Genomic DNA, 14,509 nt, shown 5'->3' on the forward strand with positions numbered 1-14,509 from the left:
GGTTCCTGTCGTATAAACAAGGTATTTTTTCGACGGCCATCTCAGGTGTGGCCTGCTGCTGCCAGTCTCGATGTCAGGGTGGTATCGAGAATCGACAATGCGGACACACGGTGGAGTGATGCCGCGCGATGACGAGAGGGCGGGTGCAGTGAGCGAGGAGGTGTGCGATGGCAGACGACGCCCAGAACGGTGACGGTCTGATCCCGTTGGAACTCACAGCCGCCCAACGCGGCATGTGGTTCGCGGAGAACCTGTCCCAGGGCTACAGCGTCAACATCGCCCAATTCCTCGACATCCGAGACGTCGACAAACCACTCGACACGTCATTGTTCGTCCGAGTGGCAGCGGAAACAGGCCACGATCTGGAGCTCGCGTTCACCCGCATCGTCGATGTCGACGGCATCCCCCGTCAGATTGTCGACCAGTCGATCGAGAACAGTGTTCGTCTGCTCGACCTGCGGCACGAATCCGACCCCGAGTTCGCCGCACGACAATGGATGAATGCCGACTACCAGAGTGAGACGAACCTGCTGGAGGATCGACTGGTCGAGTCGGCGCTGATACGGGTCGCCGACGACCGTCATCTCTGGTACCTGCGTGCGCATCACATCGCACTCGACGGGTACGCCGCGCTCACGGCGGTCAGAGAGGTCCTCGAGCGCTACAACGCGGCGCTGCGCGGGTTGGAGCATCGCTCGCCTGTCGGAGCATCGTTGGCGGAGATCGTTGCCGACGACCAGAAGTACCAGATGAGCTCACGTCGTGAGTCGGACCGCGCGCACTGGGCGGAGACCGTGCAAGACCTGCCCGAGCGCGTGACCCTGGCGCGTCGCGCCGCCACCGCGGCACTCGTCCCGCAGAACCTCGTCGCCGGTCGGCAGCTCACTGCGGAAGAGCAGGACGTACTCGATCAGACCGCGCGGGCGACGAGTTCGTCGGCCGCGGTACTGCTGACCGCCGCGTTCTCGGCATACCTCGCGCGAGCGGCGACAACTGACGATGTGGTGCTCAGTCTGCCCGTCACCGGTAGGGCGACAGCAAAGATCAAGCGCGGCAGCGGCATGCTCGCCAACATGCTGCCGGTGCGGGCACGTGACGTGTCGCGCTCGTCGATGCGCGGGCTGATCGAGCAGATGCAACGCGAACTCACCGGAGCTCTACGTCATCAGCGGTACCGATTCGAGGACATCCGGACCGATGCCGGCCTCGCGGACACCAATACCGCGTCGTTCGGCCCGATCGTCAACCTGATGTTCTTCGACCAGCCGATCGAGATCGAGGGCGCCGAGGTCGATTACCGCATTCTGTCGTCGGGAATTCTCGAGGACCTGCGGCTCAACATCTACCAGGCGAGCCCGGGGGCTCCCGTGGTCATCGATCTCCACGGCAACCCGAATGTGTACGGGAGTGCAGAGTTGCAACAGCACGTCGATCGGTTCTCGGCGTTCTTGTTCCGCGCCCTCGACGATCTCGACGCACTGATACTCGATGTTGACTTCCTGATGCCCGGTGAGCGCGAGGAAATCTTGCAGTGGGGCATTGGGCCTTGTCTCGATGTCGATCGCGGCGGACATCTACTCGACGCTTACCTTGCGCAACTGGACGCCAGACCGGACACCACGGCAGTCGTCTTCGGCGATCGCAGACTCACCCTGCATGAATTCGACGCTGTACGCCGACGATTCGCCGGTTTGCTGCACACGCGAGGTGTCGGCGTCGGCGACAACGTGGTCGTCGTTCTCGACCGGAGCGTCGAGCAGGTGGCGGCGCTATACGCGATAGTCACCCTCGGTGCCGCCTACGTGCCGGTGGATCCGCAGCAACCCGACCATCGTCGTCGCACGATCATCGAATCGGTCGAGGCGGCCGCGGTGGTCGACGAGGCGTTCTTGTCCGACATCGCGTCGACCTCGGTGGCGTCGTGGTCGGGGGGAGTGCACGGTGGCGGTGACCACGGCGCGTATGTGATCTTCACGTCGGGATCGACAGGTGTGCCCAAGGGAGTCAAGGTGTCACACCGGGCGATAATCAATCGACTGGACTGGATGCAGGACGAGTACGGCATCGACGCCGACGACACCATTCTGTACAAGACGCCCTACACGTTCGACGTGTCCGTGTGGGAGTTGTTCTGGCCTCTGCGGCAGGGGGCGACGATGGTGATCGCACCTCCGGGCGCGCACCGCGATCCCGACCAGATCTCCAGACTCATCGCCGATACCGGGGTCACGACGCTGCATTTCGTGCCCTCCATGCTCGACGTCTATACCGAAGTCGTTGCTGCAGAAAAGCATCGGAAACTGTTCGCCTCATCGGTACGACGCGTATTCGCCTCGGGTGAGGCACTGCCTGCAACCCTTGCCTCACGGGTTCTCGCCGAGTCATCGGCGGAACTGATCAATCTGTACGGGCCGACCGAGGCTGCGGTCGATGTGACCGCACATCGGGTGACCGCCTCCGAGGATGTCGTTCCGATCGGTCGGGCGGTTGCGAACACCGACGTGTACGTGCTCGACAAATGGCTTCAGCCGGTCCCGGTGGGTGTGCCCGGCGAACTCTATCTCGCCGGTTGCCAGCTCGCCGACGGCTATGTCGGTCGAACTGCACTGACTTCCGAGCGATTTGTGGCGAATCCATTGCAGGGCACAGGAACCCGGATGTACCGTACCGGCGATCTGGTGCGGTGGTCGGCCGACCATGAGATCGAGTACCTGGGGCGCAGCGACTTCCAGATCAAGATCCGCGGACAACGTGTCGAGTTGGGCGAGATAGAGGCTGTGCTGTGCGAAGCGCCAGGCATCGACACCGCCGCTGTCGTCGCGCGTACCGACCTCGGTTCGGCACCGGTACTCGTGGCGTACGTGCGTACCGCGGACACTGTGACAGACGAGGCAGAGGCATTGGCGTGGTGTCGACGGCATCTTCCGTCGCATATGGTTCCGCACGCGGTCGTCACGATGACGGAATTCCCCACCAACGCGTCGGGGAAGCTGGATCGGGCGAGCCTGCCCGTGCCGGGCGTGCGGGCCGAGACCGCGTACGTGGCACCGCGTACCCGGATCGAACGCCTCCTCGCCGAACTCACTGCCGATGTGCTCGGCGTGGACCGGGTCGGTATGCGCGACAACCTGTTTGTTCTCGGTGCAGATTCGTTGACGGCGGCCAGGCTCGTGTCCCGGGCACGAACCGAGCTCGACATCCACTTCAACCTCGCGACGTTGTTCAGCGTCGACAACATCGGTGATCTGGCTGCGGCCGCACGGGTTTCCGACGGCGGACGGCCTCGTCTCCAGCCGGTAACCGAGCGGCCCGCAATCATCCCGGTCTCCCCACTGCAAGTCCGTCTGTGGTTCCTCAACCGGATGAACCCGTCGTCGGGGGTCTACAACATCTCGGGAGCCGTCCGACTACCCGGCGGTGTCGATCGCGCGGCATTGAACGCTGCGGTCGCCGAGGTCGTCGCACGTCACGAGCCGTTGCGGACGCGGTTTCCGATGGTCGGTGGCGAGCCCGTCCAGGACGTCGTCGCCGTCGAGGATGCCAAGCCGACGGTGCACGACATCGACGTCGACGGCACTGACGGACGGACTGCGCTTCTTGCCGAGGCCGCCAGGGGTTTCGACCTCCTCACCGAAATGCCGCTACGGGTGTCACTGCTCGACGAGCCAGGCGGCGCTGTCGTCTTGGTGGTGCTCCACCACATCGTGGGAGACGGGTTCAGCCTTCCGCCGTTGATCAATGACGTGTTCTCGGCCTACACACGACATCTTGCGGGTGACACCACCGCCCGGCCGGCTCCCGCGGTGTCCTACGTCGATTACACGTTGTGGAGCCACGAAGCGCTCGGCAGCCTCGACCATCCCTCCGCCGATGCCAAATCCTCACTGGATTTCTGGCGCGCCGAACTGGCCGGGATGCCCGACATGCTCGCCCTCCCGACAGACCGTCCGCGACCCCCGGTCGCGAGCGGAGCCGGCGCCTACTACGACTTTCCTATTGACGCCGAACTCTCCTCGGCCGTCCGGGAATTCGCCCGCTCGCGGTCGGTGACGCCGTTCACGGTGCTCCACGGCGCGCTGGCGATCGTGCTCTCGCGGTGGTCGGGGCAGAACGATGTCGCGATCGGTACCGCGACGGCAGGCCGAGACGAGCCTGAGCTCGCCGAACTGATCGGTATGTTCGTGAACACCGTCGTACTGCGTACGTCGGTCGCATCCGAGGATTCGATCGCAGACCTACTCGCGAAGGCGCACGCGGTGCGTACGCGTGCACTGGCACACGCCGACATTCCGTTCGATCGCGTGGTCGATGCCCTCACACCGGCGCGTGCGGCTTCGCGGTCGCCGTTGTTCCAGGTCGCCTTCACCATGTACCCCGGGCAGAACGCCGCCCTGCACGAGCTGGTGCCCGGTGCCGAACTCGTCGATGCTCGCGTGCCTGCAGCCAAATTCGACCTCGCGATCACCGTGACCGACGATGATCAGCCGGATTCCGGTGGCCACTCGGTAGGCTACGACGTCGAGTTCTCCTATGCCACAGATCTGTTCGATCAGAGCACAATCGCAGACCTGAGTGAGCAATTTCGTTCCGTCGTCGGAACGCTGGTCGCCGCCGACCCCGGCATGCGGGTCGGTGCAGTCGATTTGGTGCAACGCCGACCGGTCGTCTCCGACGAGGTCACGCCGAAACCCGCGGCCTTCGCGCATGTGCTCGCCGGAGGTCTCGCACAGGCCCAGCTCGATGCGATCGCAGTTCATGGTGATCGCGACGTCACCTGGGCGAGCATGGAGGCGGAGTCCAATCAACTCGCCCGGGAACTGTGCTCCCGTGGGATCGGTCGGGGCGACGTGGTGGCGATCGCGATTCCTCGGTCGGTGCACTCCGTACTCGCTACGGTCGCGGTTGCGAAAGCCGGTGCGGCCTTTGTGAGTATCGATCCGGCACATCCGGTGGCCAGACGCGCGGAGATCGTCGACGACAGCGGCGCCACATTGGGAATCAGTGTGCGTGACGTGTCGTCGACGCTGCCGCCCACTCTCGACTGGCTGACGCTCGACGACGAGAATACGGAGCTTCAGCTGGCAGGCCACAGCGGCGCCCCGCTGCGGTCGGAAGAACTGTCCGACGTTCCGCGTCTCGACGACCTGGCGTACCTCATCTACACCTCGGGCTCGACCGGGAAGCCCAAGGCGGCGGCGGTGAGTCACCGTGGTCTGGCCAACCTGGTCGGTAACCAGCGTCGAATCCTGGGACTCGACAAAGCGTCGCGTGTGCTGCACGTGGCCTCGCCCAGCTTCGACGCGTCCATCTTCGAGATCCTCATGGCGTTGGGAGCAGGCGGTGCGCTCGTCGTGAGCCCGCCCGGTGTGTTCGGCGGGGCTGAGCTGGAGAACCTCATTGCAACGCAACGGATCACGCATGCGGTGATGACGCCATCGGCGCTGGCCACACTCGATCCGACGCGGGTTCCTGACCTGTCGCACGTCATCAGCGTCGGCGAAGCATGCCCGCCGGAGTTGTCACGGCGCTGGGTACGAGCAGGACATGCCTTCTACAACCTGTACGGACCGACCGAGGTCACGATCTGGGCGACCGCGGCGGGACCGCTGTCGGAGTCCGACGAGGTCCCGATCGGCAGTGAGGTGCCCGGGGTCGTCGCGCACGTCCTCGACCACGCCCTACGGCCTGCGGCGCCCGGTGTCCCCGGCGAGCTCTACCTCAGCGGCGTACAACTCGCGCGCGGCTATCACCGCCGTCCCGACCTGACCTGTGGCCGCTTTGTAGCCGATCCGTTCGGTAGCGGTGGACGCATGTATCGCACCGGTGATCGCGTAGTGCGCGATCGTGACGGCATACTCCGCTACCTCGGGCGCGTGGACTTCCAGCTGAAGCTTCGAGGTCTGCGTATCGAGCCGGGCGAGATCGACGGTGCGCTGCACGAACATCGCGCGGTCGACCATGCCGTCAGCGTGGGTGTTCGGGGACCCGCAGGCGACGATGTGCTGGTGTCTTACGTGGTACTCCTGCCGGGTGCTCGGGCGACACCCGGGGATCTGCTTTTGCACGTATCGGGGCGGCTGCCGGAGTACCTGGTGCCGCGAAAGATCGTGATCGTCGACAACTTTGTCCTGACCGCCGCGGGCAAGGTCGACCGACAGGCGTTGCCGCCAGTCGACTTCGACGACGAAACACCACACGTCGCGCCGCGCACCCAGATCGAGACGCTCATCTCCGATGTCTTCTGCGACGTGCTGGGCACATCGCGCGTCAGTGTGGTGTCGGACTTCTTCGACCTGGGCGGCAATTCGCTGTCGGCCACGAAGGTCGCCGCGCGTGTCGGCACAGTGTTGGATCGTACGATCCCGGTCCGGATGATCTTCGAACATCCGTCCGTCGCCGAGTTGGCCCGACAACTGTCCACGGGAAACTCGTCCGGCTCCGTGACACCGCTGCGTCCGCGCAGCCGTGCGGAGATGGTTCCGGTATCGGAGATGCAACGCGGTCTGTGGTTGATCAACCAAGCTGATCCCGCATCGGCCGCCTACAACGTGGCTCTGGCACTTCGTCTCGACGGCGAACTCGACGTCGTGGCACTCGATCTCGCTCTCAAGGACCTCGTCGCACGCCACGAGGCGTTGCGCACCGTCTACCCGATGGTCAACGGCGAGCCGATTCAGGTGATCATGCCCGCGGACGGGGATTGGACGGAAACCTTGTCTCTGCGTAGCGAACCGGCAGGTTCTGGCGGTGCGATAGCGGAGATCACCGGCAAGGGATTCGATGTGACCGCAGAGCTTCCCGTTCGCGCAGCTCTGCTGGACGTGGCGGAGAACTCGAGCGTCTTGGTTGTCGTGGTCCACCACATCAGCGCCGATGGGGGATCGATGTCGGCGCTCGCGAGGGACCTCATGGCCGCCTATGGTTCCCGTCGTCTCGGCGCTGAACCGTCGTGGCAACCTTTGCCCATCCAGTACGCCGACTACAGCCTGTGGCAGGCGGATCGGTTGTCGACGGTGACCAACGGACAGTCCGAGTGTGAACGACAGCTCGACTATTGGCAGCGACGACTGGACGGGATCGGCGACCGCCTGGACCTGCCGACCGACCGAGTTCGGCCCAGGAATCCGACATTTGCCGGCGACGCAGTGAATTTCACCATTCCCGCGGAACTCGCGACGGAGTTGGAGCGCATCGCTCACGAGCATCGATCGACGTTGTTCATGGTCACGCAGGCAGCCTTCGCCGTGCTGCTGAGTCGACTGTCCGGTCAGGCAGACATCGTCATCGGAACTCCGTTCGCCGGCCGCGGAGAACAAGGCCTCGACGAGGTCGTCGGGATGTTCGTGAACACCCTGGCCCTGCGTACCACGGTGGACTCGAGCGAATCCTTCACGGATCTGCTGGGGCGTGTCCGGCGTGACGACCTGGTGGACATGTCGAACACGGATGTCGCATTCGACACCATCGTCTCCAGAGTGCTGAAGGGGGCGCCTACATCGCACAATCCGATCTACCAGGTGATGTTCGCGTTCCAGAATCTGGATTTCCCGCGACTCGATCTCGGAGATCTGACAGTGACGCCGGTCAGCGAGGAACTCTCGGCGGCCAAGGTGGACTTGCAACTGAGTCTGTTCCCACAGGACCCGGGAGGGTCTGCCACCGAGGACCTGCGTGCCCAATTGCTTTTCGCAACAGATCTTTTTGATCGGTCAACGATCGAACGGTTCGCTCAGAGGTACGTGACCCTGCTCCGCTCCGTCGTCGATGGCAGCGACCACGCGGTCGGCGACCTGTCCATTCTGTCGTCGGACGAAGTCCGTGCAGATGTCGACACCGCATCTGAGGAGCCGTCTCCGCCTCTGCCGGACGCCATCGCGCGGGCAGCGATTGCGGCACCTGCCGGCACCGCTGTCGATTTCGGCTCGGGGTCGGTCAGCTTCGCTGATCTGGATCTGATGGCGCAGGCAATGCAGGCGACGACGCCAGACCGGGATTCCGCGTTGACGGTGGCATTGATGACGTTGGTGCCGGACCTGGCCGCGGCCGGTCCCGAGCAATTCGACGCGGTGCTGACCGAGCTTGCCCAACATGCTGCCGCCGCGATCGCTGGCGTGGGTTCCGCTGGCGACCCGGCTACAGATGACACGACTGCCGACGGCGATATTGGTGTCGAATCGATGGATCCCAGGGGTTGCCCGTGACACGGTTCCGTGCTGACGCAATAACGGTTTCGTCACTGTGGGGCCACCGACCGCCGACGCGCGATCTGGTGAGGGCAGCTGCCTCCGTTGCGCCTGATGCCGTCGCGCTGACCGGGCGAGACGGCTCGGTGTCTTTTTCGGATCTCGAGGCTCGAATCGCGCCTACCGCAGATGTTTTCGCAGCGCGTGGAATGGATACCGAGGCCGCCGTCAGCGCCATCCTCACGACGCTGATCGACAAGGAGGGGCGCGATGCTCCAGCGATCGCCTCCGCGGTGCAGGGCGGGGTGGTTTCCGTGCGCGACGCTGCCGGGCAGGTCCTCGGCGCGACGAGATGGCGTTCGATCCCCGACATCTTCGCATCGGTCGTGCGTCGATTCGGTGATCGGCAGGCTGCTCGCGACACGTCGGGCGCTGCCCTGTCGTACCGAGAGCTCGACGAGCAATCAGATGCCGTTGCATCCGGGCTTGTACGACGAGGCGCCGGGATCGGTGACGTCGTCGGCCTCGCGGTATCTCGCACCGTCGAGTTGCCGGTCGCCGTTCTCGGCATCCTGAAAGCGGGCGCGAGTTACCTACCACTCGACGCCTCGCATCCCGCAGAGCGACTGTCCTACGTCGTGGACACGGCTACGCCGAGGCTCATCATCACCGATCAGGATGGCAGCGACGCACTGCAGTTCCTCGACGTCGAGTGCGTGACGACGGCTGATGTGAGCATCGATCACGACCAGACGGTGCTTCCCTCGGCGATCGACGACCGCAGTGCCGCATACATGATCTTCACCTCGGGATCGACCGGTCGGCCCAAAGGGGTCGTCGTCGAGCACCGAAATGTCGTCGCGTTGATGGCGGCGTGTCAGGAGCATTTCGGATTCGACGAACACGACGTGTGGACGATGTTCCACTCGTACGCTTTCGACTTCTCCGTGTTCGAGATGTGGGGACCCCTGTTGTTCGGTGGCGAACTGGTCATCGTCGATCAGCCGACCACGCGTGACCCGGTGCGCTTTGCGCAGCTGCTCCGACAGTTTTCGGTCACCGTGGTGTCCCAGACACCGTCCGCGTTCTACCAGCTGGCCTCTGCCGTGCGAGGAGACGCTGCCACACCGCTGGCATCGAGCGTCAAATTCGTCGTATTCGGTGGTGAGGCTCTCGATTTCGCGCAGATCGGCCGCTGGTATGCGAATCGATCGAATGATGCCGAACGCGACGAGGCCACGGTGCCCGGCCCGCAACTGGTCAACATGTACGGAATCACCGAGACCACGGTGCACACCACCGTGCGGTTCCTCGATGCCGATTTCGTCGAGCACGCGCACGGATCCGACGTGGGTGGGGGACTCCCCGGCCTGCGCGTGCACCTTCTCGACGACCGATTGCGCGGCGTACCGGACGGCGTGCCCGGGGAGATCTACGTGTCCGGCGGGCAGGTGACCCGGGGCTACCTGGAGCAGCCCGGACTGACCGCGACACGTTTCGTGGCCGATCCGTTCAGCGGCGACGGCTCGCGGATGTATCGGAGTGGTGACCTCGGTATCTACCGCGACGGTGCACTGGAGTATCTCGGCAGATCCGATACACAGATTCAGTTGCGCGGCTTCCGAATCGAGCTCGGCGAGGTGGAGACCGCGCTTCTCGGTGCGACCGGTGTGGAGGCCGCTGCCGCCGATGTTCGCCCGAACGCGGCCGGTACCGAACTCCTGGTCGGCTATGTCGTTCCGTCGGGGGAGGCGCACGCCGCGGGTGACGTCGATGTTGCGGAGGTCCGGCGTACGGTCGGCGATCGTGTTCCGGGCTATATGGTGCCCGACATCGTGATGATCGTCGACAGGCTGCCGCTGACGGTCAACGGCAAGCTCGACCGCAAGGCGTTGCCCGATCCGGTCGTCGACGCGACGGTCGAGTATGTCGCCCCGGAGACCGATGTCGAACAGGCGCTGGCCGAGATCGTCTGTGAGGCATTGGGGCTGAATCGGATCAGCGTCGTCGAGTCGGTGTTCGACGTCGGTGCCAATTCGTTGTCGGCTGCGCGGATTGTCGGGCGCACGTGCGAAGAACTCGGCATCGACCTGAATCTGCGTGATCTGTTCGACGCCCCCTCGATTCGTGAACTCGCGGCAAGAGTAGGCGATCTCGATGCTGCTCTGCCGCCGGTGAGTGCCGGTGGGGTCAGGCCTGAACACATCCCGCTGTCGTTCGCGCAGAGTCGGATCTGGTTCATCAACCGGTTCAGTGATGGTACGGATGGTTACATCATCCCGGTTCTCATGCAGGTACGGGGTCGGCTCGACATCGACGCGCTGCGGACCGCGGTGTCGGACGTCGTCGCCCGCCATGAGGTGCTGCGCACGGTCTATCCGGCAATCGACGGAGAGCCGTATCAACGCATCGAGTCGGGCAGCGGGCCATCTGGCGAGATCATCCCGGGAGATGTCGATTTCTCTGTCGTCGCATCGAAAAGCGATGTGGCCGAGGCGATTCGAGCCGGCTTCGACGTGACGAACCAGTGGCCGATCAGGATTCGTGTTCAGCAGGTATCGGACGACGAGTACGTATTGGCCCTGATCCTGCATCACATTGCGGCAGACGGGGAATCGTTGACGCCGTTCTTCGGTGATCTGACGGCCGCGTATGCCGCGCGAGTGCAGGGCAACGCACCCCACCTGCCTGAGTTGGAGGTGCAGTTCGCGGATTTCGCGCTCTGGCAGCACGAGGTCCTCGGTTCCGCGGACGACCAGGACTCGGTCCTGTCCAAGCAATTGACCTATTGGACGCAGACTCTCGACGGAATCCCGGATGTCATCGAGCTGCCCACCGACCGCCCCCGTCCGGCAGTGGCCTCCCATCGCGGTGCGATGGTCGATGTCGAGATCCCCGCCGAGTTGGCCCGTGATCTCACCGATGTGGCGCGTGCCAAGGACATGACACCGTTCATGGTGGTACACGCCGTTGTCGCGGTCCTGCTGGCCAGACTGTCTGCGAGTGGCGACATCTCGATCTCGACGCCGATCGCCGGGCGTGGGCAGCGGCAGCTCGATCCGCTCGTCGGCATGTTCGTCAACACTCTTGTTCTTCGCACCCGGGTCGACCTCGCCGACCGTTTCACTGACCTTCTGACTGAAGTCCGTTCCGCGGATCTCGACGCTTTCGCCCATTCGGATGTTCCGTTCGAGCAGGTCGTCGAGGCGATGGCGCCAAGCCGTTCGGAAGCCTTCGCCTCACTGGCGCAGGTGATGCTCTCGTTCGATCCGGCGGCCGCCGCACAATCGAACCAGCTGTCTGTTTCGGGCATCGAAATGACCCGGCTCGATCCCATCGAGGCTCCCGAGCAACTCGACCTCACATTCATCATCGCGTCGGATTTACCGGGCCGTCCGTGGCGCGCCACTATCAGCTACGCGACAGACCTCTTCGACCGCTCGACGGTCACGGAGATGAGCGAGCGATTCGTTCACCTGATGGCTGCGTTCGTCAGCGATCCGGACCAGCCGGTCGGGGCTCCGTGGCTCATGTCGGCCGAGGAGGGACAGCGGGTCGTCGACGAGCTCAACGGTCCGACGGGCGAGGTCTCCGCGGGCACCGTTGCCGACGACGTCGCCGCCCGGATTCGCAGGCATCCGCAGGCGAGGGCGCTTGTCTTCGAAGACCGCGTGGTCACCTTCGCCGAATTCGGTGCGCGCATGGAAGCCCTTGCGCGAGATCTCATCGCGGCAGGTGTCGGTCCCGAAATCGCAGTCGGAGTGTGTATCGACCGGTCGGTCGAGATGGTGATCGCGATACACGCGATCATTGCTGCGGGTGGCCAATATGTACCGATAGACACGGATGCTCCGGCCGAGCGAGTCGACTACATGCTCGAGATCGCAGGCGTCGACCTGGTGCTCGTCGGCCAGGGGCCGCCACCGAGTGCCATACTCGACAAAGGCAAGCAATTGCTCGTTGTCGATGCGAGTGGTGCCGCTCCCGCACTGCGCGAACCGATTTCACAGTCCGAGCGCCGCGCGGCTCTGCTGCCGGGCAATCCCGTCTACACGATGTTCACCTCGGGTTCGACGGGTAAACCCAAAGGCGTCATCGTCAGTCACCACTCGATGAAGGCGCACCTGGATTACGTCGACAGCTTCTATGACGGATATGACGTCGACGTGATCCTGCACAAGTCCGCCCATACCTTCGACGCCTCGGTGTCGGAGTTGATCTGGCCGCTGACGAATGGGACGACCGTGGTGATCGCTCGCCCCGGCGGTCACCGTGACGTGGAGTACCTGTGCCGATTGATCGTTGACGAGGGGGTGCACAGTGCCGAAGCGGTGCCTGTCGTGTGGTCGGCGATCTTCGAATCCGCGCCACTCGTAGCGCTGCTGCAGTCGTCGGAACTGAAACTCGTCGTCACCGGCGGCGAGGCACTCACGCCCTCCCTGGCCACGCGTATCACGTCGGCGCTACCCGGCCGACATCTGATCAACCAATACGGTCCGACCGAATGCACCAACTATGTCGTCGATTGCGACGTCACCGCAGTCGGTCGGCCCTACATCGGCAGGTCCACCCGGAACGTGACGGCGCTGGTGCTCGATGCACGCCTCGCACCGGTGCCGGTGGGTGTGGTCGGCGAACTCTACGTCGGTGGCCCGCAGTTGGCTCGAGGCTATGCGCAACGGTCGCCACTGACCGCCGAGAGGTTTGTCGCCGACCCGTTCGGCGAGCCTGGCGCCCGGCTGTATCGCACCGGCGATCTCGTCCGGCTGCGTCCGGGAGGCCAGCTCGACTACGTCGGACGCGCAGACCTGCAGGTGAAGATGCACGGGCAGCGGATCGAGCTCGGTGAGATCACCGAGGTGTTGGCCGAGGCCCCCAACGTGGTGGACGCGGTCGCGCAGGTCGTCGACACGCCCGATGGTGCACCGGTACTAGTCGGCTACGTGAGTGGTTCCGGTATCGACCGTGCCCAGGTCGTCGCACACTGTGCTCGCCATCTGATGGATTTCATGCGACCGACAGCCGTGGTGATCCTCGATCGTATGCCGCTCGGAGCAGCAGGAAAGATCGACCGGCGAGCGCTGCCGATCCCAGACCTCGCGGGCGCCGAGGTCGTGTACGTGGCGCCCCACTCGAAGGACGAGGATCTCGTGGCCGGTGTCGTCGCGAATGTTCTCGGTGTGGAGCGGGTTTCGGTGACGGCATCGTTCTTCGATATCGGCGGTAACTCGCTGTCGGCGACTCGCGTCGCGGCGCGCACCGCAGACGCGCTCGGAGTCGACGTCGCGGTGAGAGATGTCTTCGACCACCCCAGCGTGCGTGAACTGTGTCGGGCGGTGATCGACCGCGCAGGTGGGCTCGGCCCGATCGAACCGGTCCTACCGCGACCGGACGCCATCCCGCTGTCGCTTGCCCAACAACGTATCTGGTTCATCAACCGGTTCGAGCCGGCTTCGGCCGCCTACAACATCCCCGAGCAGGTACGTATCACCGGATCGCTGGATCTGCATGCGTTGCGTGCCGCAGTCGGCGATGTGGTTGCCCGACACGAGATCCTGCGGACGAGATACATCGACGACCTGGGAGTCCCACGGCAGGTCATCGACCCGGTGGACTCCGTTGACGATCAACTCGACTGGGCGGTGACAACCGATCGCGCCGAGGTGGCGTCGGTGATCAGTTCCGGTTTCGACCTCGCCGCCGAGTGGCCGATTCGTATCCGGGTCCTCTCCCCCGGTGACGATGACCCCGGTGATGGTAACCATGAGTTGACCGTCGTGCTCCACCACATCGCCTCCGACGGCGAATCGTCGGGACCGCTGTTCGGTGATCTAATTGCGGCGTACCAACAACGTCAGTCGGGGGTTGAGTCCGTCCGACTGCCCCCGTTGCCGGTGCAGTATGCGGATTTCGCGATCTGGCAACAGCACGCACTCGGTTCGGTTGACGACGCGTCGTCGAGGGTCGGACGACAGCTCGATTACTGGCGTGCTGCACTCGACGGATCACCCGGGGTACTCGAAGTCCCGACGAGTCGACCGCGTCCCGTGGTCGCGGACCCGCGTGGTGCGCGAGTCGACTTCCGGATACCCGAGCAGACGGCCGTTCGCATCGACGAGGTGGCCAAGCGCAGTGGCGCCACCCCCTTCATGGTGATCCACGCAGCGCTGGCCGTGCTCCTGGCGAGATTGGCGGCGACCGACGACGTCGCCGTGGCGACCCCGACCGCCGGGCGCGGTCGACCCGAACTCGATCCCATGATCGGCATGTTCGTCAACACCCTGGTCCTGCGCACCCGGATCGATTCCAGTGAGTCGTTCGACGAT

Annotated in this window: 2 protein-coding genes; both read left to right on the top strand. The window is 64.4% G+C overall.

The window, feature by feature from the left end; translation table 11 throughout:
- The first annotated feature begins 167 nt into the window (after positions 1-167).
- Positions 168-8,201 (top strand): non-ribosomal peptide synthetase, encoded by an 8,034-nt coding sequence (locus GOOTI_RS01090; protein ID WP_007236699.1) that lies wholly within the window; start codon positions 168-170, stop codon positions 8,199-8,201.
- A gap of 68 nt (positions 8,202-8,269) precedes the next feature.
- The coding region (locus GOOTI_RS01095) for a non-ribosomal peptide synthetase (protein WP_138985128.1) at positions 8,270-14,509 on the top strand (6,240 nt) is incomplete at its 3' end.

Source organism: Gordonia otitidis NBRC 100426 (assembly GCF_000248075.1).
GTDB lineage: Bacteria > Actinomycetota > Actinomycetes > Mycobacteriales > Mycobacteriaceae > Gordonia > Gordonia otitidis.